Annotated in this window: 18 protein-coding genes and 1 pseudogene; 4 read left to right on the forward strand and 15 right to left on the reverse strand. The window is 65.7% G+C overall.

What is annotated here, in order from left to right:
- Positions 1 to 121 precede the first annotated feature (121 nt).
- The 6 genes from ACB039_RS13200 to ACB039_RS13225 all read right to left on the reverse strand — a co-directional run bounded on the left by ACB039_RS13200 (position 122) and on the right by ACB039_RS13225 (position 6,793).
- Positions 122 to 1,210, reverse strand: coding sequence for an ABC transporter permease (locus ACB039_RS13200; protein WP_371165842.1), 1,089 nt, complete (start codon positions 1,208 to 1,210; stop codon positions 122 to 124).
- Between the two features lie 2 nt (positions 1,211 to 1,212).
- Positions 1,213 to 2,322, reverse strand: a complete 1,110-nt coding sequence (locus tag ACB039_RS13205) for an ABC transporter permease (protein WP_371165843.1) — start codon at positions 2,320 to 2,322, stop codon at positions 1,213 to 1,215.
- Entirely contained in the window at positions 2,319 to 4,058 is a 1,740-nt protein-coding gene (locus tag ACB039_RS13210; protein WP_371165844.1) for an ATP-binding cassette domain-containing protein, read from the reverse strand. The genes ACB039_RS13205 and ACB039_RS13210 overlap by 4 nt, the downstream gene beginning before the upstream one ends.
- Positions 4,055 to 5,023 carry a secretion protein HlyD gene (hlyD, locus tag ACB039_RS13215; protein ID WP_371165845.1) on the reverse strand — a complete coding sequence of 323 codons (969 nt, stop codon included), beginning with the start codon at positions 5,021 to 5,023 and terminating at the stop codon, positions 4,055 to 4,057. Before hlyD ends, ACB039_RS13210 begins: the two co-directional genes overlap by 4 nt.
- Positions 5,024 to 5,108: 85 nt before the next feature.
- A complete protein-coding gene (locus ACB039_RS13220; RefSeq protein ID WP_171269357.1) occupies positions 5,109 to 5,741 on the reverse strand; it encodes a TetR/AcrR family transcriptional regulator in 633 nt (210 codons plus the stop codon).
- Positions 5,742 to 5,872: 131 nt separating this feature from the next.
- Positions 5,873 to 6,793, reverse strand: coding sequence for a LysR family transcriptional regulator (locus ACB039_RS13225; RefSeq protein ID WP_371165846.1), 921 nt, complete (start codon positions 6,791 to 6,793; stop codon positions 5,873 to 5,875).
- A gap of 187 nt (positions 6,794 to 6,980) precedes the next feature.
- Between ACB039_RS13225 and ACB039_RS13230 the strand changes: the two genes are divergently transcribed.
- Positions 6,981 to 8,369 (forward strand): MFS transporter, encoded by a 1,389-nt coding sequence (locus ACB039_RS13230; protein WP_371165847.1) that lies wholly within the window; start codon positions 6,981 to 6,983, stop codon positions 8,367 to 8,369.
- 59 nt (positions 8,370 to 8,428) lie between these two features.
- Here the strand turns inward: ACB039_RS13230 and hslU are convergent, their stop codons facing one another.
- The 4 genes from hslU to argS all read right to left on the reverse strand — a co-directional run bounded on the left by hslU (position 8,429) and on the right by argS (position 13,135).
- Positions 8,429 to 9,757: an HslU--HslV peptidase ATPase subunit gene (gene hslU / locus ACB039_RS13235; protein WP_005328414.1), complete on the reverse strand. Its 1,329-nt coding sequence runs from the start codon at positions 9,755 to 9,757 to the stop codon at positions 8,429 to 8,431.
- 68 nt (positions 9,758 to 9,825) lie between these two features.
- On the reverse strand, positions 9,826 to 10,359 hold the full coding sequence (hslV, locus tag ACB039_RS13240) for an ATP-dependent protease subunit HslV (RefSeq protein WP_025328697.1): 534 nt from the start codon (positions 10,357 to 10,359) through the stop codon (positions 9,826 to 9,828).
- A 187-nt stretch (positions 10,360 to 10,546) separates the two neighbouring features.
- Positions 10,547 to 11,386: an SPOR domain-containing protein gene (locus ACB039_RS13245; protein WP_171269354.1), complete on the reverse strand. Its 840-nt coding sequence runs from the start codon at positions 11,384 to 11,386 to the stop codon at positions 10,547 to 10,549.
- Positions 11,387 to 11,389: 3 nt separating this feature from the next.
- The gene (argS, locus tag ACB039_RS13250; protein WP_218410328.1) at positions 11,390 to 13,135 is read right to left on the reverse strand and encodes an arginine--tRNA ligase; all 1,746 of its coding nucleotides are present in this window, start codon (positions 13,133 to 13,135) and stop codon (positions 11,390 to 11,392) included.
- 314 nt (positions 13,136 to 13,449) lie between these two features.
- On the opposite strand from argS, the gene ACB039_RS13255 reads away from it, so the two are divergent.
- The 3 genes from ACB039_RS13255 (at position 13,450) to ACB039_RS13265 (ending at position 15,380) form a co-directional block, all read left to right on the forward strand.
- Positions 13,450 to 14,016 carry an LON peptidase substrate-binding domain-containing protein gene (locus tag ACB039_RS13255; RefSeq protein ID WP_041206584.1) on the forward strand — a complete coding sequence of 189 codons (567 nt, stop codon included), beginning with the start codon at positions 13,450 to 13,452 and terminating at the stop codon, positions 14,014 to 14,016.
- Between the two features lie 124 nt (positions 14,017 to 14,140).
- Complete coding sequence (locus ACB039_RS13260) at positions 14,141 to 14,710, forward strand: sigma-70 family RNA polymerase sigma factor (RefSeq protein WP_005328392.1); 570 nt, start codon at positions 14,141 to 14,143, stop codon at positions 14,708 to 14,710.
- Positions 14,703 to 15,380, forward strand: a complete 678-nt coding sequence (locus ACB039_RS13265; RefSeq protein WP_042649172.1) for a ChrR family anti-sigma-E factor — start codon at positions 14,703 to 14,705, stop codon at positions 15,378 to 15,380. The genes ACB039_RS13260 and ACB039_RS13265 overlap by 8 nt, the downstream gene beginning before the upstream one ends.
- Positions 15,381 to 15,443: 63 nt before the next feature.
- Here the strand turns inward: ACB039_RS13265 and bacA are convergent, their stop codons facing one another.
- From bacA to ACB039_RS13290, 5 genes and pseudogenes are all read right to left on the reverse strand, one after another.
- Complete coding sequence (bacA, locus tag ACB039_RS13270) at positions 15,444 to 16,259, reverse strand: undecaprenyl-diphosphate phosphatase (protein WP_042649171.1); 816 nt, start codon at positions 16,257 to 16,259, stop codon at positions 15,444 to 15,446.
- Positions 16,260 to 16,528: 269 nt separating this feature from the next.
- A pseudogene (locus ACB039_RS13275) lies at positions 16,529 to 17,524 on the reverse strand (aldo/keto reductase).
- A 133-nt stretch (positions 17,525 to 17,657) separates the two neighbouring features.
- A complete protein-coding gene (gene galM, locus ACB039_RS13280) occupies positions 17,658 to 18,650 on the reverse strand; it encodes a galactose-1-epimerase (RefSeq protein WP_270823888.1) in 993 nt (330 codons plus the stop codon).
- A gap of 48 nt (positions 18,651 to 18,698) precedes the next feature.
- Positions 18,699 to 19,847: a galactokinase gene (gene galK / locus ACB039_RS13285; protein ID WP_371165848.1), complete on the reverse strand. Its 1,149-nt coding sequence runs from the start codon at positions 19,845 to 19,847 to the stop codon at positions 18,699 to 18,701.
- A partial coding sequence (locus ACB039_RS13290) for a UDP-glucose--hexose-1-phosphate uridylyltransferase (RefSeq protein ID WP_371165849.1) occupies positions 19,844 to 20,736 on the reverse strand: 893 nt, incomplete at its 5' end. The genes galK and ACB039_RS13290, both read right to left, overlap by 4 nt.

Genomic DNA, 20,736 nt, shown 5'->3' on the forward strand with positions numbered 1-20,736 from the left:
AATCAAGTGTCTATTTATATATCTCCTCAGGGGTAATTCGAGGAAATTCAAACCTATGCATAAATGGGTATACCAGTTGACGGTTTCCGTGTCCGGTGCGGCCCTGGCAGGGGCCGGGTCATCAGGCGATATGGCGGCGGAACATGGCCAGCGCCAGGGAGAGGGTGACACCGGCGATGGCGAGCAGGGGCCAGAGCAGGGGCCAGGCCGCCGACCAGCCGAGATCCTTGAGGAAGACCCCCTTGAGCAGCAGGATGAAGTGGCTGAGGGGATCCACGGCCGCCAGCCACTGGAACAGCTGCGGCATGTTCTCGATGGGGGAGACATAACCGGAGAGGATCACCGCCGGCACCATGAAGGAGAAGACCCCGAGAAACGCCTGCTGCTGGGTCGAACAGAGCGACGAGACGAAGAGCCCTATCCCCGCCAGCGCCAGGCCGTAGCAAACCATGCCCGCCATCAGCAAGGTGGTGCTGCCGCCAAACGGCACCTGATAGAGGAAGCGGGCCGCCAGCGCGACTATGGTGCCCTGGCCCACCGCCACCAGGATGCCGGGTACCGCCTTGCCCGCCATGATCCAGCCCGCGGTGAGGGGGGAGACCAGCAACTGATCGAAGGTGCCCTCTTCTCGCTCCCGCGCCACCGACAGGGCGGTGACGATGAGGCAGCCGACCGTGGTAATGATGGCCACCAGGGAGGGCAATATGTGCCAGCTGAACTCGATGTTGGGATTGTAGAGGTGGCGCACCGCCAGTTCGGGCTGCCCCTTGCCCTCGTTCTGCCAGCGGGCGATCACCTCATTGATGTAGCCCGCCGCCACCTGACCCCCGTTGGATCGGCGTCCGTCGATGATGAGTTGCAGCCTGGCCTGTTCGCCCCTGGCCAGCCGGCGGGAGAAATCCTGCGGAATGATGAGGCCGATCAGCGCCTGCTGCCCGGTGATGGCCTCTGTCATCCCCGCCTCGCCCGCCACCGGCACCACTGTGGTGAAGGCGGGCATATGGGTGAGGCGCTCGATGAGCTCCCGGCTCTGCGCCCCTCCATCCTGGTCATAGATGGCGAGCGTGTTGCCGGTCACCTCCAGGGTGGCGGCGAAGGGGAAGAGTGCCGTTTGCAGCAGCACCGGCATGATGAGCAGGAAGCGCCCCTGGGTATTGCCCATCAGGGCCTGCAACTCTTTCCGGATCAGCCACCAGAGTCGGATCAGCATGTTTACTCCAGGGTGCGCCGCGTCTTGCGGGCGGTGAGGGCCAGCCAGAAGGCGGCCAGCAGCAGCAGGCAGACGCCGTTGACCAGCAGGATGGAGAGCACGTTGCCCGCCTGGTAGAGGGTCTGCAACGAGCTCGCGAAGTAGCGGGCCGGGATCAGGTGGGTGATGGCCCGCAACAGCGGTGGCATGCTGGCGATCTCGAACACGAAGCCCGAGAGCATCATGGCCGGCAGAAACGCCGCCGTCAGGGCGGCCTGGGCGGCGTTGAACTGGCTGCGCATCACGGTGGAGAGAAAGAGCCCGAGCCCGAGGGCGCTGCCGAGAAACAGGGTGGTGAGCACGAACAGGGAGATCAGCGAGCCGCGCCAGGGCACCCCCATCACGGCCACCGAGAAGAGCAGGCAGATGAGCATGGCGGCGATGCCGAGCCCGTAGTAGGGCAGCAGCTTGGAGAGCAGCAGCTCTGCCTTGGTCACCGGGGTGGCGAGCAGCGCCTCCATGGTGCCGCGCTCCCACTCCCGGGCCACCACCAGGGAGGTGAGTAGGGCACCTATGATGGTCATCACCACTGCGATGGAGCCGGGCACCAGGAAGTTGCGGCTCACCAGCGCCGGGTTGAACCAGGCGCGGCTCTCCACCGCCACCGGCAAGGAGAATCCCTCTCTGGCGAGCCACCCCTGCCAGATCCCCTGCACGTAGTGGGTGACGAAGTTCGCCGTGTTGGGTTCGGAGCCGTCGGTGAGCAGCAGGGCTTTCGGCGTGCCATCCCCCTGACTGGCCAGGGCGGCGGAGAAGCCGTCATCGATCACCAGCAGGCCGCGGATCTCGCCGCGCTCCAGACTGGCGAGCAGCGCCGCCTTGCTCGGGCCGCCGTGGATTTCCAGCGCCGTGGAGCCGCGAAGTGCCTGCTCCAGCCGCACCGCAGGGGCGCCACTATCGGTGCGCCAGATGCCGAGCCGCAGGTGGTCCACGTCCAGGTTGATGGCGTAGCCCATCACCACCAGCAGCACCACGGGCATGATGAAGGCGATGAGGATGCTGCTGGGGTCGCGCACGATCTGCAGGGACTCCTTGCGGCACAGGGCCAGCAGTCGGCGGCGGTTGATGCTCATGCGTCCTCCTCGCTGGCCTGCTCGACTAGCGTGATAAAGGCCTCTTCCATGGTTGGCAAGGCGGTGCTTGTGTCCTTGGCGGCCAACCCCTTGAGCTCGTCCGGGGTGCCCAGGGCCAGCAGGCGACCGCGGTAGATGAGGGCGATGCGGTCGCAATACTCCGCCTCGTCCATGAAGTGGGTGGTGACCAGTACGGTGACACCGTGATCGGCCAGCGCGTTGATGTGCGACCAGAACTCCCGCCGGGTCACCGGATCGACCCCTGAGGTGGGCTCGTCGAGAAACAGCAGCGGCGGCTCGTGGAGCAGGGCGCAGGCCAGCGATAAGCGCTGGCGCAGGCCAAGGGGCAGGGATTCCGTCTGCTGGCCGAGCCAGGGGCCGAGGGCGAACGCCTTCACCATGGCATCGATGCGCGTCTGCTGCTGGCGACCGAACAGGCCGTAGATGCCGGCGAAGAACGACAGGTTCTGGGCCACGGTGAGCTGCTTGTAGAGGGAGAATTTCTGGGCCATGTAGCCGAGGTGCTGACGCGCCGCCGAGGGGCTGCGCGCCAGATCGATGCCGGTCACCAGCGCCTGTCCGCTGCTCGGGCGCAGCAGGCCGCACTCCATCTTGAAGGTGGTGGACTTGCCCGCGCCGTTGGGGCCGAGCAGGCCGAAGATCTCCCCCCGGCGCACCGCGAAGCTGACGTCGTCGGTGGCGGCAAAATCCCCGAACCGCTTGGTGAGGCGGCGGGCCTCGATCACCGCCTCCGGGGAGACCCCCTCGGGCAGGCTGGCCTCGCGCATCAGTTGCGCCAGGCTGGACTCCCCGCCCGGGCCGCCGCCGAGCAGGTCGATAAAGGCATCCTCCAGCCGGGCAGGGGTCGGTAGGAAGCCGCCCTCGCTTAGGCCCAACTCCGCCAGGGGCGGCGGCATCTGGCCCGGGTGCAGCAGCAGGCGCACCCGCTCCCCCGCCACGGCGCCGTCCATCACCGCCGGGTGGGCCAGGGCGCGGCGCAGCAGGGCCCGCCGCTCCCGGCCGTCCAGTTCTCCCGCCTCCAGCAGCCAGCAGCGGCTCGCCATGGCGCCCATGAGTTCCGCCGGGGTGCCGCTGGTGCGCAGCTCGCCGTCCGCCATCAGCAGCACGTGGTCGCACAGCTCAGCCTCGTCGAGGTAGGCAGTGCTCCAGAGCACCGTCATGCCCCCCTGGGCCAGCTCGCGCACCATCTGCCAGAGGGCGCGGCGGGAGATGGGATCGACCCCAACCCCGGGTTCGTCGAGCAGCAGCACATCCGGGGTGCCGAGCAGGGCGCAGGCCAGCCCGAGCTTTTGTTTCATCCCGCCCGACAGCTTGCCCGCGGGCCTTGCGGTGAAGCGGGCGAGGTCGGTGAAGGCGAGCAGCCGCGCCAAGGTGGGGCTGCGCTCGGGCTCCAGCACACCGCGCAAGTCGGCGTAGAGGCTGAGGTTCTCCTGCACGCTGAGATCCTCGTAGAGCCCGAACTGCTGGGGCATGTAGCCGAGGCGCTGGCGCAGGGCGTCTCCCTCGCGCACCGGATCCAGCCCCAGCACCCGGATCTCCCCCGCCTCCGGCACCAGCAGACCGGCCAGCAGGCGCAGCAGGGTGCTCTTGCCAGCCCCGTCCGGCCCTACCAGGCCGGTGATGCCGCCGGTCGGAATGGTGGCCGAGATGGCGTTGAGGGCGACCCGCTCGCCGAAGCGCTTGGTGAGCCCGGTGAGCTGGATGGCGGCATTCATGGCTGCAACCTGACGGTGACCGGCATCCCCTGGCGCAGGGCAGAGTCAGGATCCTGCACTACTATGCGCAGCCGGTAGACCAGGTGGGTGCGAAGATCCGGCGTCTCCACGGATTTGGGGGTGAACTCGGCGGTGGGGGAGACAAATCCCACCACGCCCTGATAGGGCTGATCCGGCCGCGAGTCAGTGGTCAGGGTCACGCGGGCGCCGCTTGGAAAGTGGCCGAGCCAGGGCTCCTCCACATAGGCGCGCACCCAGACCGGTGCGGTCAGGGAGAGGTTGAAGGCGGTGACCCCCGGCTGCACCATGCTGCCGATCTCGATGGCGCGGGTGAGGAGGATGCCGTCGCTCGGGGCGGTCAGCACGGCGTCGGCGAGTGCGAGCTCGGCACTGGCCAGCGCCGCTTTGGCCCCCTGTAGCTGGGCATCGGACTGGGCTATCTCTTCCGGGCGGTAGCCGGTCTCGAGCTGACCGAGCTGCTCGCGGGTGGCGCGCACCTGGGCCTGGGTCTGATCCCGTTGGGAACGAGCGGTATCGAGCTGACCGCGAGAGATGGCACCGGTCGCCGCCAGCGCACTCTGGCGACGCCACTGCTGCTCTGCCTCGAGCGCCGCCGCCTCGGCGGCGGCCAGCTCGGCCCGTGCCCGATCGCGCTCTTCGCTGCGATACCCCTTGTGGATCAAGGTGTTGGCCGCTGCGATTGCGGCCAGGTTGGCACGGGAGCTGTCGCGCTCGTGGGCGAGGGGCACGGGATCGAGACGGGCCAGCGGCTGACCCGCTGTCACACTGTCCCCCTCATCGACCAGCACCTCGCTGACTCTGCCGCCGACCCTGAACGCCAGGTTTACATCGCGGATGTCGACGTTGCCGTAGAGGATGGTGCCGTCGGCCGGGCGGCCCTGCCACCAGAGGTAGCCGCCGATCAGCGCCAGCATCACGGCCAAGATGGCGATGCGTTGTTTCATACCGGGTCTCCTTCGGGGCGGCCCTGCCACCAAAGGTAGCCGCCGAGCAGCGCCAGCAGCACGGCCAGGAGTGCGATGCGTTGTTTCATGCGGGATCTCCTTCGGTGCGGCGCAGGCCGCGCAGGGCCCATGCCAGGCGTTGCCGGGCAGCCTCGGGGTTGTCTATCTGGGACAGAAAGGGGGCCGCCTCCGGGGGCAGCCAACCGAGCTGGCGACCGCTGCCGGCGATCACCAGCGGCAGGCCGACCGAACCCATGATGAAGATCATCAGCTGGAGCGGGTGGCCCGCCACCAGCGACCCTTCCGCCTGCGCTGTGCGCACCTGTTCGATCAGCAGCAGGGGATGGCGGCGCGGCAGACTGAGCAGAAAGCGCTGGGCTGCCCCTTCGCCCGCCAGCGCATCGCCAAACAGGTGGTTGATGAAGCTGCGCTGGCGCGCCACCAGTCCGATCAACGCCTCCATGGTCGCCTCGAAGGTCGCGAGGGCACATGGATAGGTGCCTTTGGCCGCCACCGTCTTGAGCTCGTCATAGAGGGGGGCGTACCAGAGCTCCACCAGCTCGTCGATAAAGGCGTCACGGTTGCCGAAGTGATAGACGAAGGTGCCGAGATTGACCTCGGCCGCCGCTGCCAGCTCCCGTACCGTGAGGCCGCGCAGCCCCTTGTCGGCGGCGATCGCGAGGCCGGTATCGAGCAGTTTTTGGCGAGTGGGGTGCATCTGGCAAGACTCCTTCTGAACAGATTTTGATCTGAATTATACGATCGTATAAATTCGGGGGAAGGGGCTGGCCGATCTTTTTTTGAACAAGGGGCGGCAGGAAGCCGGGTTCTCTCGCCGGGGAGTCGGGATCAGGTGGCCCGGGTCTCCCCTCCATAGGGGGCCTGGGCGCAGGTCTCGCGAATGAGGGTGCGCAGCCAGCGGTGAGCCGGATCGGCGTCCTGGCTGGGGTGCCAGATCAGGGCGACCCGGATCCCTGCCAGCGGAAAGGGCAGGGGCAGGGTCACCAGATCGGCGTGCAGGGCGGCGCAGTGTCGCTCGGGCACGGTCGCCACCAGGTCGCTGTCCCGCACCAGGGCCAGGGCAGTGTTAAAGCCGGGGACCAGGGTCGCCGCCGCGCGTGCCAGCCCGAGGTGCGCCAGGGCCTCGTCGATAGGGCCCTGCTCCAGCCCGCGCCGTGACACCAGAATGTGGCGGGCGGCGGCATAACGGGCGGTGGTCAGAGTGCCCTCGCACAGGGGGTGGCCCGGCCGCACCACGGCGACGAAGTGGTCCTGAAACAACGCCTGGGTACGTAGCTCGGGCACCGTCTCTGCGCCTATGACGCCGGTTTCGAAATCCAGTTCGCCGCGGCGCAGGGGGCCGCTCTCCTTGTCGGGTTTGGCCAGAAAGTGCAGCCTGACCCCGGGGGCCTCGGTGGCGAGCCGGGCCAGCAGGGCAGGACCGACTGCCTCCACGAAGCCGTCGCTGGACCTCAAACGAAAGGTGCGTTCCAGGCTCGCAGGATCCACCTCCTGCTGGGGGCGCAGCACGGCGTGCGCATCCTGCACCAGCTGGCTGACCTGAGCGCGCAGGGCCAGGGCCCGCGGCGTGGGCACCAGACCCCGACCCGCCCGCACCAGCAGCGGATCCCCCGTGGTCTCCCGCAGCCTGGCCAGGGCGCGGCTCATGGCGGAGGGGCTCAGGGAGAGTCGTCTGGCGGCACCGGCCACGCTGCCCTCATCCAGCAGCGCATCCAGGGTCAGCAGCAGATTGAAGTCGGGGGTATTCATGGCATAGCCCTCGCCGAGCCGGGATCCCGGGTGATGGATCCATGACGGTCGGTTGGCTTCATCATACGCAAGAATTCCTCTCTTTATATGGCGTCTTGTGCAGCTATAAGTTGCAAGTCGTGCGTCTTCCGCCTGCTCATGCCCCCCGCTAGCCTTGTGGATATCATCCTCTGCCGAAGATCATGCCATGTCATCACTCAATTCTCTCCCGACCCCTGCCACCCGCCACCTCGGCCTGCTGGCGCTCGGCCTCGCCACCCTGCTGCCCATGCTGGGGGGGAGCCTGGCCAACATGGTACTGCCTGCCCTGGGGCAGGCTTTTGCGGTGCCTTTTGCCAGTCTGCAGTGGGTGCTGGTGGCCTATCTGCTGGGGATCACCTGCCTGACTGTGGTGGCCGGTCGACTGGGGGACAGGTTCGGTCGGCGTCGCCTGCTGCTCCTGGGGCTTGGGCTCTTTGCGCTGGCCTCATTGCTGTGCGCCCTGGCGCCGACCATAGGCTGGCTGATCGCGGCCCGTGCCCTGCAGGGGATCGCTGCGGCCTGCATGCTCTCCCTGGCGCTGGCCATGGTGGGCCAGCTGGTGCCGCCGGCGCGGCGGGGCTGGGGCATGGGGCTGCTCGGTACCCTGTCGGCCTGCGGCACGGCGCTCGGCCCCTCCTTTGGCGGCCTGCTGACGGCCAGCTTTGGTTGGCAGGCCCCCTTCCTGTTGCTGGTGCCCCTCAGCCTGCTGGCACTGGGCTGCGCCCGGCTCGGTCTGCCCCGGGACGACTGCTCGCCACAAGAAGAGGGGGTGAACCTCGCGAGCCTGTCACTGCTGGTGGCGGCCCTGCTCTGCTACGGCCTGGCGCTGACCCTGGGGGGCGCCCTGGCCCTCTGGTGGGGGGCGGGGGCCCTGCTTGTCACGGGCTCGTTCATTCGCCGCGAGCACCGCGCCCTTGTGCCCCTGCTGCCGCTGGCGTTGCTGGGGGCTCCGGGGCTGCGCCACGGCCTTGTCGCCAGCGCCCTGGTGGCCAGCGTCATGGTGCTGACCCTGCTCATAGGCCCCTTCTACCTGAGGGGGGTCTTCGGCCTCGGTCTCGGGACTGTCGGCCTGATGATATCGGGCGGGCCCCTGCTGGCGGCCCTGACGGGCATGCCCGCCGGCTGGCTGGTGGACAGGCTGGGGGCGCGACAGGTGGTCCGACTGGGGCTGGCAGTCATGGGGGCTGCGGCCCTCGGTCTGGCCGGGGCTGCTGGGCAGTTCGGCCCGCTCGGCTATCTGTTGCCCATACTGCTGCTGACCGCCGGTTATGCCCTGTTCCAGACCGCCAACAACAGTGCCGTGGTGGGGGAGGCGAGTGAGCAGACCCGGGGCGCCGTGGCCGGTCTGCTGACCCTGTCGCGCAATCTGGGTCAGCTGATCGGGGTGGCCGGGCTCGGTGGCCTGTTCGCCGCCCTGGTGGGCGAGCAGGGCCTGACCCTGGCCAGCGAGCTGGTGTTCGGCACCCGGGCTCTCTTTGCCCTGAGCGCGCTGCTGATTGGCCTGGCGTTCTGGCTGGTGGGGCGCCGCCGGGAGGGGGTACCGGTCAGTGCCTGAACGGGACGCATAAAAAACGCCTCCGCGAAGGGAGGCGTTTTTTTATCGGGAGGGCGAGCCTACAGAATATAGCGGCTCAGATCCTCGTCCTCGATCAGGGCACCCAGGTGGGCGTTGACGTAGTCGGTGTCGATGACGAAGGTCTCGCCGGACTTCTCGGAGGCGTCGTAGGAGATGTCTTCCATCAGCCGCTCCATCACGGTGTGCAGACGGCGGGCACCTATGTTCTCGGTGCGCTCGTTGACCTGCCAGGCCGCCTCGGCCAGACGGCGGATGCCGTCCTGGGTGAACTCGATCTTGACCCCTTCGGTGGCCATCAGCGCCTGGTACTGATCGGTCAGGGAGGCGTTCGGCTCGGTCAGGATCCGCTCGAAGTCATGGGTGGTGAGGGCGGTCAGCTCGACCCGGATCGGCAGGCGACCCTGCAGCTCGGGGATGAGGTCTGACGGACGGGCCACCTGGAAGGCGCCGGAGGCGACGAACAGGATGTGGTCGGTCTTGACCATGCCGTGCTTGGTGTTGACGGTGCAACCTTCGACCAGCGGCAGCAGGTCGCGTTGTACCCCCTCGCGGGAGACATCGGGGCCCGAGCTCTCGCCGCGCTTGCAGATCTTGTCGATCTCGTCGAGGAAGACGATGCCGTTGTTCTCGACCGCGGCAATGGCCTTCTGCTTCAGCTCTTCCGGGTTGACCAGGCGGGCCGCTTCCTCTTCGATCAGCGCCTTCATGGCCTCCTTGACCTTGATCTTGCGCTTCTTCTTCTGCTGCTGGCCCAGGTTCTGGAACAGCCCCTGCAACTGGTTGGCCATCTCTTCCATGCCCGGCGGGGTCATGATGTCGACGCCCATGGGGGTGGCGGCCAGATCCAGCTCGATCTCCTTGTCATCCAGCTGACCTTCCCGCAGTTTCTTGCGGAAGATCTGGCGGGTGTTGGAGTTGTCGGCCTTCTCCTCCTCGCCCCAGCTATTGCGCGGGTTCGGCAGCAGGGCGTCGAGGATGCGCTCCTCGGCGGCTTCCTCGGCGCGGTATTTCATCTTCTCCATCTCGGTCTCGCGCACCAGCTTGATGGCGACATCGGTGAGATCGCGGATGATGCTGTCCACTTCCTTGCCCACATAGCCCACTTCGGTGAACTTGGTCGCTTCCACCTTGATGAAGGGTGCGTTGGCGAGCTTGGCCAGACGACGGGCGATCTCGGTCTTGCCGACCCCGGTCGGGCCTATCATCAGGATGTTTTTCGGGGTCACTTCATGGCGCATCTCTTCGCTGAGCTGCATCCGGCGCCAGCGGTTGCGCAGGGCCACGGCCACCGCACGCTTGGCATCGGCCTGACCGATGATGTGACGGTCCAGCTCGTGGACGATTTCTCTCGGGGTCATCTCGGACATGATGGAGTTCCTGTATCCGGGGCGGGCAGGGCCCACCCCTTGGAGAATGAGTTGGCTGACGGGCGCCCTTACTTGGCGCTGTAGTCCAGCACTTCGATGGTGTGGTTGCCGTTGGTGAAGACGCAGATGTCGCCCGCAATCTTGAGGGACTTCTCGACTATGGTCCTGGCATCCAGATCGGTGTTTTCCAGCAGGGCGATGGCGGCGGACTGGGCGAAGTTGCCGCCGCTGCCGATGGCGATCAGATCATGCTCCGGCTGCACCACGTCACCGTTGCCGGTGATGATGAAGGATTTGTGCTCATCGGCCACGGCCAGCAGGGCTTCGAGGCGGCGCAGGGCACGATCGGTGCGCCAGTCCTTGGCCAGCGCCACGGCGGCGCGCTCCAGGTTGCCCTGATGGGCCTGCAGTTTGGCTTCGAAGCGCTCGAGCAGGGTGAAGGCGTCGGCGGTGCCGCCGGCAAAACCTGCCAGCACCTTGCCGTTGTAGAGACGATGAACCTTGCGGGCGTTGCCCTTCATGACGGTGTTGCCGAGGGAGACCTGGCCATCACCGCCGATCACGACCTGGCCGTTGCGGCGGACGGAAACTATGGTAGTCACTTTACTTACCTCGCTTGAGCCGAATGACGGCCGGACTGTGCATGGCAAGAAAGATGGGGATGGCAAACCGGCTTTTCAAGCCTGCCTGTTGTCGGGAAAAAAGGGGAGGCCATGTCGGCGAGGGAGAGGGGGGTCGAAAGGAGAAGGGCCGGGGTTGTCCCCCGGCCCTTCCTGATTGGCTCTGTGGCTAGCCTTTCTTGGGGATGCAGCCGCTGATGCCGGAGCCTTGCAGCTTGCGGTTGGCCGCATCGACCGCCGCCTTGCCGCTGAAGGGGCCCACCATCACCTTGTAGACGGTGCCATTGGCACCATTGACCACCTGCAGGCTGGAGGAGAGGCCGGCGCCGAAGGCGATGCGCGCCTTGAGCGACTCTGCGGAATCCTGCGAGCGCAGCGCGGCGCACTGCATCATGTAACGACCGCCGTCGGCTGCCGCTGTCTGGGTCGCCGCCTTGGCCCTGGCGGCCTCGGCCCGCTCCCGCTCCAGTTCGGCACGGATCTCCCGCTCCATCCGCTCACGCTCGGCCTTCTGGTTGATCACCTGCTCTTGCGCGCTAGCGACCGGGGCACCGGTGGCCGGCTTGGCCGGTTGTACCGGTTGCGGCTGGAAGGGCTTCACCTGACCGATGGGGGTCCCCGGTTGGGGGATCTCGGTCGGTACCGGCTGCGGCAGCTTCTCAGGTTGCAGGGTCAGAGTCTCGGCAGGCGGCGGTGGCAGCACGCCCGGCTGGGGCGGCGGCTCTATGATGTCCACCTGCTTGTTCTCCAGCCGTTCGATGTAGCTCCACTTCTCCTGAGGCAGGGTATTGCCCTGAGCCTTGGGTTTGTTGGCCTTCACCTGCTCTTCGATGGTGGGGGCATCCGCCCCCTTGCCGTTGATCAGATAAAGGAAGGCGCCAAAGCCGACGACCAGGGCCCCGGCCAGCAGTGCCGGGATAACAGGAAAGCGGCGAGGTGCCGCTTTCTTGATGTTACGACCACCGGCCCGTCGTCTCGGGCTGTTGCTGACGTAATCCCGGGTCGCCATCTATTACATGCGCTCCAGGGTGTATATGCCCAGCACGCCCAGGCCCAGCTTGAGCACCTTGGCGGTGGCGGCGCACAGCAGCAGGCGGCTGTTGCGGGTCGCTTCGTCCACGCCATCCTTGTTGATCGGGCAGGCTTCGTAGAAGGTCATGAAGTTTCCGGACAGCTCGTACAGATAGGTGCACAGCAAGTGTGGCATGCCCTTGTCCGCCACGCCGTTGACTGCGTCGGAGAACTGGATCAGCTTCTGGGCCAGCACCTCTTCGGCCTCTTCGTTCAGGGTCACGTGGCCGGTCAGGGCCTCGGCATCGATGTTCGCCTTGCGGAAGATGGATTGGATGCGGGTGTAGGCGTACTGCAGGTAAGGGGCAGTGTTGCCTTCAAACGACAGCATCATGTCCCAGTCGAAGATGTAGTCGGTGGTGCGGTTCTTGGAGAGATCAGCATACTTGACCGCACCCATGGCGATGGCGTGCACCACCTTGGCCTTCTCTTCGGCAGAGAGGTCGCTGTTGCGGCTCTCCAGCAGGGCGGCTGCGCGCTCTTCCGCTTCGTTCAGCAGGTCGACCAGCTTGACGGTGCCGCCGGAGCGGGTCTTGTAGGGACGACCGTCCTTGCCCAGCATCATGCCGAAGGCGTGGTGCTCGAGGGGCACGGACTCCGGCACATAGCCCGCCTTGCGGGTGATGGTCCAGGCCTGCATCAGGTGCTGGTGCTGACGGGAGTCGATGAAGTACATGACGCGGTCGGCGCCCAGGGTTTCGTAACGGTATTTGGCACAGGCGATGTCGGTGGTGGTGTAGAGGAAGCCGCCGTCACTCTTCTGGATGATGACGCCCATGGGCTCGCCATCCTTGTTCTTGAACTCGTCGAGGAAGACCACGGTCGCCCCTTCGCTCTCGACCGCCAGCCCCTTGGCTTTCAGGTCGGCCACGATCTGGGGCAGCATGTCGTTGTACATGGACTCGCCCATGATGTCCTTGTTGGACAGGGAGATGTTCAGGCGATCGTAGTTGCGCTGGTTCTGCTCCATGGTCATGTCGACCAGCTTCTTCCACATGGTGCGGCAGTACTCATCGCCCCCCTGCAGCTTGACCACGTAGTTGCGTGCGCGCTCGGCGAAGGCTTCGTCCTCGTCGTAGTGACGCTTGGCCTGGGTGTAGAAGGCTTCCAGGTCCTTGAGCTCCATGTCGGAGGCGTGCTCGTTGGCCATCTTCTCCAGATAGGCGATCAACATGCCGAACTGGGTGCCCCAGTCGCCGATGTGGTTGGCACGCACCACCTTGTGGCCGAGGAACTCCAGGGCGCGGGCGGCCACGTCACCGAGGACTGTGGAGCGGATGTGGTGCACCGCCATCTCCTTGGCGACGTTCGGCGCCGAGTAGTCCACCACCACGGTCTGTGGCGCGGGCAGCTTCACGTTGGCGTTGGCAGAGGTCACCATGGCTTCCACCTGACCGGCCAGCCAGCTCGGGTCGAAGAAGAAGTTGATGAAGCCGGGGCCGGCGATCTCGACCTTGGCGATCAGATCGGAGGTGGGCAGGTGCTCGATGATGGCAGCGGCCAGCTCACGGGGGTTCTTGCGGGCCGGTTTGGCCAGCAGCATGGCCAGGTTGGTGGCCAGGTCGCCGTGAGCCTTCTCCTTGCATCGGTCTACTTGCACCCGGGCTTCCAGGTCGGCCGGCAGGACGCCCGCGGACTTGAGATTGGCTACCGTTTGTTCAAGTAGATGATGAATATGCTCTTTCATAACTGACCACCGAGGTTGCGCGTCGAAAAATGACTGACTGGATAAGGGCGTGAATTTTACCCGCATCGGGCCGAGAAAACTATAGGAATGGCCCGACCCCCTTGGGGTGGCGGATATTTCACTGCGTTTTTCACCACATTGCAGAATATTGATTTGAATAAGTGGTGGTTATCCATTTCTACTGCATATCGAAGCGGCTTGTCCAGGCTATTTCCCCCTGTTTGTTAAGGGATTATTTATTCCAATTTGGTCTGAATGATCCCGCGTCGTCCGGCGGTCGTATGCTTAGAGGAAGTCGCTAGAGGACGATTCCCATGACACTGGTGCTGTTTCCACTCTCCGCCCACCTGCTGCCCGGCGGCATCATGCCGCTGCGCATCTTCGAGCCCAGGTATCAGCGCATGATAGCCGAGGCGCAGGAGCGGGAGTTTGCGCTCTGCATGCTGGACCCCCGCCAGCCCGATGCGCTGCGCAACATGTATCCCATCGCCACCCGGGTGCGGATCATCGATTTCGATCTGCTGCCGGACGGCCTGCTCGGCATCACAGTGCTCGGGGTGGAGCGGGTCAAAATAGTCGACCTGTGGCAGGAGCCGGACGGCCTGCGGGTCGGCGAGGTGGAGCCGCTGCCCCCCTGGCAGAGAGGTCGGCTCAAGGCCGACCAGCACTCCCTGGCCAAGGCGTTGCAGGATGTGTTCAACGACTATCCGGAGTACGCGGCCCTCTACCCGGAACCCGACTGGAACGATGCCAGCTGGGTTGCACAACGCTGGCTGGAGGTGCTGCCCATCCCGGTGGAGCAAAAGCAATGGCTGGTCGCGGCCAAGGACAACCAGCCTGCCCTCTCCCTGCTGAGCGGCCTGCTGGTCGCGAGCCATTGAATTCCCGTCCCCGGTGATCCTTTTGCTCCGCCCGTCGTAATGGTGATGACAGCAACATTCAAGGGATGGCGCAATGGCATATACTGGCCAACCACAATCGGCTCTACGCAGGACATCGCCCCCCATGGACAACCCAGATGGCGATCTGACGTCTCTTCTCATCCGGGTGGCCGAGCACGGCGACAAGGTCGCCTTCGCCACCCTGTTCCAGCACTTTGCACCGCGCATCCGTAGTTATGGGATGCGCCATCTCGGCAGCGAGGCCAACGCCCTCGAGCTGGTGCAGGAGACCATGCTGCTGGTATGGCAGAAGGCGCGGCTCTATCACCCCGAGAAGGGGGCGCCGACGACCTGGATCTATACCGTCATGCGCAACCAGAGTTTCGACATGCTGCGGCGCCGTCGCGCCAGCAAGGAGGATCTCTGCGCCGAGGAGCTGTGGCCGCTGCTGGAGTTCAGGGCGGAAGAGGAGCACCTGAGCGGTGGTGAAGATGCGGTGCTGACCCGCCAGATGGCAGATTACCTCGCCACCCTGCCGGAGCCGCAACAGCAGGTGGTGCGCGGCATCTATCTGCAGGAGTTTTCCCAGCAGGAGCTGGCCGACAGGCTAGGCGTGCCGCTCGGGACCATCAAGTCCCGCCTCCGGCTGGCATTACAGAAACTGAAAGAGCAAGTGGAGCAAGGCCATGATTAAGACCCATCCGACCGAACTCATGTTGCGGGCCTTTGCCGCCGACGAGTTGCCCCTGCCGCTGGCCGTCGGTGTCTCTGCCCATTGCGAGCTCTGCCCCGATTGTGCCGCCCGACTCAAGGGCTGTGAAGAGGAGCTGGCTCGCCAGTATCTGGAGCCGGCAGATCAGCCTGCGGCGATAAGCGAGACCATGCCGCTGGAACTCGACACCATGCTGGCAGGCATACTGCAACAACCCGTGGCCAGCCAGGCCGAACTCGGCCAACCGGTACGGCCGGCGCCCGAGCTGCGGGTGGCAGGCCAGAGCTACCACCTGCCACGGGTGCTGGCCCGCCACCATGCGCCCAAGTGGCGCCATATCGGGGCCATTCGCCAGCACAGTTTGCCTCTGGACGAGATGGGAGCCCGCGCCAGTCTGCTCCATATCGAGGCAGGCGGGTACATCCCTGAGCATACCCACAAGGGTTATGAACTGACGCTGTTGCTGGGAGGCACCATAGAGGACGGCGACACCCGCTATCAGGCGGGAGATTTCATCTGGCGCGATGCCAGCCATGCCCACAGCCCGCACACCCCGGACGGCTGCCTCTGCTACACGGTGCAGGATGCGCCGGTGCAGTTCACCAAGGGCCTGTCGCGACTGCTAAACGGCATCAGCCATCGCCTCTACTGAGCCATGTCGGACAACAAAAAGGGACCATAAAGGTCCCTTTTTTCATGAGGCAATCCCTCGGGATCAGGCCACGAACACCAGGTAGACGGCGAAGGCCACCACGAAACGGTAGATGGCGAACGGGATGAAGTCGAGGCGACGGATCAGCGCCAGGAAGGTCTTGATGGCGACCATGGCGACCGCGAAGGCGGTGACGAAGCCCACCGCAAACATGGGGAAGTCGGCCATGGAGAGGAAGTCGCGGCTCTTGTAGAGGTCCAGCCCGCTGGCTGCGATCATCATGGGCACAGCCATGATGAAGGAGAACTCTGCCGCCGCATGGCGACTGATGCCCATCAGCATGCCACCGCTGATGGTGGCGCCGGAGCGGGAGAAGCCGGGCCAGAGCGCCAGGCACTGGAACAGACCGACGCCGAACGCCTGCTTGTAGCTGATGTCGTCCAGGGTCTCGGCGGTGACGGCGGGGCGGAACTTCTCGGCGATGATCAGCAGGACACCGCCGGCAACCAGGGCATACATCACGGTTTCCGGGCCAAACAGATGGGCCTTGATCCAGCTGTGAATGGCGAGGCCGATGAGCACGGCGGGCAACATGCCGAGGATGATGTGTATCAGGGAGAGGGTGGCATGCCCCTGTACCGGTTTCTGGCCAAAATGGATGCCGATGAGGCCGAACAGGCGGCGCCAGAACATGACGACCACCGCCAGGATGGATCCCAGCTGGATCACCACCTCGAAGGTGGCGGCCTTGGGGCCTTCGAAGCCAAGCAGGTGGCCGACGATGATCATGTGGCCGGTGGAGGAAACGGGCAGAAACTCGGTCAGGCCTTCCACTATGCCCAGCACGAAGGCCACAAACAGGGCGTAGGATTCGGTCATGGTACAGATCTCTTGGTTGATGGGTCCGGATAAAATCAGCCCCGATCAGGGTCGGGGCGGCCAATGATGGCGGAAAATCACGCGGGCAACCAGAGAATATTGGGGACTCCTGTGCGGTTTCCGGCCCTTGTCTGGAGGTCGGTACTTTCCGCATGGTGCAGGATCTGGCCCCTGCCGGTTTCCCGAAACAGTCCCGGGCTCCGTCGCCGCCCCGTCACCTTCTGACATGACCGCCACGGCCAGTCAGCCGCCCGTGGCGGGTCAATTCGTCATGCCAGCACCGCCAGGATCTGCTGCTGCAGCGCCTCGTCCAGTGGCGGCAGGGCCAGTGCCTCGACCGCGCTCACTATCTGCTGCGGGCTGCTGGCGCCGATCAGGGCGCAGCTCACCACGGGATCTCGCAGCACCCACTGCAATGCCAGCTGTGACAGGGGCTGCCCCCTCTGCTGCGCCAGGGCGTGCAGGGCGCGAATGCGGGCCAGCTTGTCTGCGGTGATCTGGTCGGGCTGGAGGAAGGGGCTGGCGCTGGCGGCGCGGGAATCCGCCGGGATCCCTTCCAGATAGCGATCGCTGAGCAACCCCCCCGCCAGGGGCGAGAAGGCGACCACCCCCATCCCCTGTTCTCGGCAGACCGGCAGCGTCTCGGCCTCGATGTCGCGCTGAAACAGGGAGTACTTGAGCTGATTGACCAGGCAGGGGGTGCCGAGTTCGGCCAGCCGGGTCGCCGCCCTGGCGGCAAGCTCGGCCGGGTAGTTGGAGAGGCCGACATAGAGCGCCTTGCCCTGGCGTACCATGAGCGCCAGCGCCTGACAGGTCTCCTCCAGCGGGGTGCAGGGATCCGGTCTGTGGTGATAGAAGATGTCCACATAGTCGAGCCCGAGCCGGCGCAGGCTCTGGTGCAGGCTGGCAAACAGGTATTTGGCGCTGCCGCCGTCGCCGTAGGGGCCGTCCCACATCACGTAGCCCGCCTTGCTGGCGATGATGAGCTCGTCCCGGTAGGGGGCCAGACTGCCCTTGAGCACGCCGCCGAAGGTGGTTTCGGCGGAGCCTGGCGGTGGCCCGTAGTTGTTGGCGAGATCGAAGTGGGTGATCCCCAGATCGAACGCCTGATGCACCATGGCCTTCACCCTGGCGGGATCGCTCCCGGCACCGAAGTTGTGTCAGAGCCCGAGACCGATGCCGGGCAGGCGCAGGCCGTGGCGACCGGCGGCTCTGTAAGCTTGGCGCTGGTAGCGATCCGGCGCGGCGAGGTAGTGATCATCCATGTTCATCAAGGCTCCTGAGTTGGCTCGGTGGACTGTCGTTAGCAAGCGGAGGTGAAGAGCCCCACTCCTCCCCTTCATAAGGGGAGAAGCATCATCGCACCTCCCCCTTTCGAAAGGGGGACGTGAGGGGGTCTTAGCCTGCGGGGATCAGACGGTAACGGGTCTGATGGTGATACAGCTGGCCCGGCAGCAGCCAGGGGTTGCCGAGCTCCGGCCGGTTCGGGCTGTCCGGCAGTTGTTGCGCCTCCAGGCAGAAACCGTCGTAATCCCGGTATGGCCGGCCGCTGCGGTCCGGCGTGTTGGCCAGCCAGTTGCCGGTGTAGAACTGCAAGGAGGGCTGGTTGGTGTGGACCTCCATCACCAGTTGTTCATCCCCCGAGACCACCCGTGCCGCCCACGCCTGTTCGGGGCCGTTCAGCACAAAGGCGTGGTCAAAGCCCTTGGCCTGTTGCTGCTGGGGATGGCTCAGCCAATCCTGGCCAATGAGGCGCTCATTGCGCAGATCGAAGGGGCCCTCCACCGGCGTGATGGTGAGCGGCAAACCGCTCTGGTCGGTGGGCAGGAAGCGATCGGCATTGATGCTGATGGCATGATTGCGAATATCGGAGCGCACATCGCTGCCGCCCTGGTGGCCATCGAGATTGAAGTAGGCGTGGCTGGTGAGGCTGACCGGGGTCGGTGCATCCGTGCTGGCCCTGAAGTCGACCACCAGATCGTGCTGCTCCAGCCGGTACTCCAGGGTCACTCGCAGGTTGCCGGGGAAGCCCTGATCTCCTGCTCTTGATAGCAGCGCCAGCCTGACCCTGTCCGCCTCCTGCTCCTTGATCTGCCAGGGCTGGCGATGGAATCCGTCGCGCCCGCCGTGCAGGCAGTGGGGGGGCTGATTGGCGTCGAGAGACCAGCGTTCGTCCCCTCGCACCAGCTCGGCGCCGCCGATGCGGTTGGCAAAGCGACCCGCTACTGCCCCCAGCCACACCTGCTGGGCGGCATAAGCCTCGTCGGCGCAGCCCAGCAGCACTTCACGGCGCTGGCCAGCTACCGGCAGGCTGAGGGAGGTGAGGGTGGCGCCAAATTCGAGGCCGCGCAGGTGCAGCCCCTCCTCGTTTTCCAGTTCGAATGTTTTCATGGTTTGCCCGTTTCGATGATCGGTGACCTGTCACTCATGTGCTTCCCGTTAGAGCCTGCCCGCCCCGGCGCTGGCGCGGCAGACATAGCAGTCCGCCTGGAGGCCAAACCTGGCCGGGTACTCGGCCTCGACCACGGCAATCACCTCGTTCACCCGCTCCGGGCGCAGCAGGGCCACCACGCATCCGCCGAAGCCGCCGCCGGTCATCCGCACACCGCCTTCGCTGCCGATCTGGGCCTTGATGATCTCCACCAGGCCGTCGATAGGGGGTACCGTGATCTCGAAGTCATCGCGCATGGCGGCATGGGATTGACCCATCAGCTCGCCGAGGCGCACCAGATCGCCGCTCGCCAGGGCGTCGGCGGCGGCCAGGGTGCGGGCATTCTCCCCCACCACGTGGCGGGCACGGCGGTAGCAGGCCTCGTCCAGCCCGGCCTTGCCCGCTTCCAGCGTGGCCAGATCCAGGTCACGCAGCGCCTTGACCCCGTAGTGACGGGCGGCGGTCTCGCACTGCTGGCGGCGGGTGTTGTATTCGCTGTCCACCAGGCCGCGGCGCACGTTGGAGTTGACGATCAGCACCGCCAGATCCGCTGGCATGGGGATGAGGCGGGTCTCCAGGGTGCGGCAGTCCAGCAACAGGGCATGATCCCGTTCGCCGCTCGCCGAGATCATCTGATCCATGATGCCGCAGTTGCAGCCGACGAACTGGTTCTCCGCCTGCTGGCCGTTGAGGGCAATCTCGGCCTGGCTGATGGCAAGCCCCTGGGCTTCCTTGAAGGCCTGGCCGATGGCCACCTCTAGGGAGGCGGACGAGGAAAGGCCGGTGCCCTGGGGCACGTTGCCGGAGACCACCAGGTTGAGGCCGCGCAGGGCATGGCCACGGGCCTGCAGATGCTTGACCACGCCGCGGATGTAGTCGCTCCAGCGCTGGTCCGGGTGATGGGTGATGGGCTTGTCCAGGCTGAACAGATCCCGCTGGTTGCCGTAGTCGGCGGCGATCACGTGCACCAGGTTGTCGCTGCGCCGGCCGATGGCGACGCAGGTCTCGTAGTCGATGGCACAGGGCAGCACGAAGCCGTCGTTGTAGTCGGTGTGCTCGCCGATGAGGTTGACGCGGCCGGGGGCGCGCACCAGCAGGTCGGGTTGTTGCTCAAACTGCTCGGCAAACACGGCGCTGACGCGTTGGCTGGGGGTCATGGGGTCACCTCATTGGCTTTGTAATGAACGGGGGAAAGGGAACGCAGGCGCTCGGCGGCTTGTTCCGGCGTCAGGTCCCGCTGGGTTTCGGCCAGCATCTCGAAGCCCACCATGAATTTGCGCACGGTGGCCGAGCGCAGCAGGGGCGGGTAGAAGTGGGCGTGCAACTGCCAGGCCTCGGGACAGTCCGAGTTCGGCGGCGCGAAGTGCCAGCCCATGGAGTAGGGGAAGCTGCACTCGAACAGGTTGTCGTAGCGGCTGGTGAGCTCCTTGAGCGCCACCGCCAGGTCTTCTTGCTGCTCCTGGGTGAGATCCAGCATTGAAGGCACATGGGCCTTGGGCAGCAGCAAGGTCTCGAACGGCCAAGCCGCCCAGAAGGGCACCACCGCCAGCCAGTGTGCCGTCTCCACCACGATGCGGGAGCGGTCTTGCAGCTCCCGCTCCACGTAGTCCAGCAGCAGCGGGCGGCCATGCTCGGCCAGCCAGGTGCGCTGGTGCTGCTCTTCGCGGGCTATCTCGTTGGGCAGGAAGTCGCTGCCCCACAGCTGGCCATGGGGGTGGGGGTTGGAGCAGCCCATGACGGCGCCCTTGTTCTCGAACACTTGCACCCATTCCCACTGGCTCGACAGCTCGGCGACCTGGCTCATCCAGGTGCGGATCACCGCCTCGATGGCGGGCAGCGCCAGTTCGGGCAGGGTCTTGCCGTGATCCGGCGAGAAGCAGATGACCCGGCTGGTACCACGAGCGGCTTCCAGCTTGAGCAGGGGATCCTGCTCGTCGCCGGCGGCCGGGGTGTCCTGCATCAGGGCGGCGAAGTCGTTGGTGAAGACGAAGGTGTCCCGATAGTCGGGGTTCTGGTCGCCGGTGACGCGCTTGTTGCCGGCGCAGA

The organism is Aeromonas sp. S2(2024) (assembly GCF_041402505.1).
Lineage (GTDB): Bacteria > Pseudomonadota > Gammaproteobacteria > Enterobacterales > Aeromonadaceae > Aeromonas > Aeromonas media.

Excerpts from the sequence above, each read along its gene's own strand:
- ACB039_RS13200 (WP_371165842.1), bottom strand. The coding sequence starts at position 1,210 with ATGCTGATCCGACTCTGGTGGCTGATCCGGAAAGAGTTGCAGGCCCTG.
- ACB039_RS13220 (WP_171269357.1), bottom strand. The coding sequence starts at position 5,741 with ATGCACCCCACTCGCCAAAAACTGCTCGATACCGGCCTCGCGATCGCC.
- ACB039_RS13255 (WP_041206584.1), top strand. The coding sequence starts at position 13,450 with ATGACACTGGTGCTGTTTCCACTCTCCGCCCACCTGCTGCCCGGCGGC.
- bacA (WP_042649171.1), bottom strand. The coding sequence starts at position 16,259 with ATGACCGAATCCTACGCCCTGTTTGTGGCCTTCGTGCTGGGCATAGTG.
- ACB039_RS13260 (WP_005328392.1), top strand. The coding sequence starts at position 14,141 with ATGGACAACCCAGATGGCGATCTGACGTCTCTTCTCATCCGGGTGGCC.
- ACB039_RS13245 (WP_171269354.1), bottom strand. The coding sequence starts at position 11,386 with ATGGCGACCCGGGATTACGTCAGCAACAGCCCGAGACGACGGGCCGGT.
- ACB039_RS13225 (WP_371165846.1), bottom strand. The coding sequence starts at position 6,793 with ATGAATACCCCCGACTTCAATCTGCTGCTGACCCTGGATGCGCTGCTG.
- hlyD (WP_371165845.1), bottom strand. The coding sequence starts at position 5,023 with ATGAAACAACGCATCGCCATCTTGGCCGTGATGCTGGCGCTGATCGGC.
- ACB039_RS13265 (WP_042649172.1), top strand. The coding sequence starts at position 14,703 with ATGATTAAGACCCATCCGACCGAACTCATGTTGCGGGCCTTTGCCGCC.
- ACB039_RS13210 (WP_371165844.1), bottom strand. The coding sequence starts at position 4,058 with ATGAATGCCGCCATCCAGCTCACCGGGCTCACCAAGCGCTTCGGCGAG.
- galK (WP_371165848.1), bottom strand. The coding sequence starts at position 19,847 with ATGACCCCCAGCCAACGCGTCAGCGCCGTGTTTGCCGAGCAGTTTGAG.
- galM (WP_270823888.1), bottom strand. The coding sequence starts at position 18,650 with ATGAAAACATTCGAACTGGAAAACGAGGAGGGGCTGCACCTGCGCGGC.
- ACB039_RS13230 (WP_371165847.1), top strand. The coding sequence starts at position 6,981 with ATGTCATCACTCAATTCTCTCCCGACCCCTGCCACCCGCCACCTCGGC.
- ACB039_RS13205 (WP_371165843.1), bottom strand. The coding sequence starts at position 2,322 with ATGAGCATCAACCGCCGCCGACTGCTGGCCCTGTGCCGCAAGGAGTCC.
- argS (WP_218410328.1), bottom strand. The coding sequence starts at position 13,135 with ATGAAAGAGCATATTCATCATCTACTTGAACAAACGGTAGCCAATCTC.
- hslU (WP_005328414.1), bottom strand. The coding sequence starts at position 9,757 with ATGTCCGAGATGACCCCGAGAGAAATCGTCCACGAGCTGGACCGTCAC.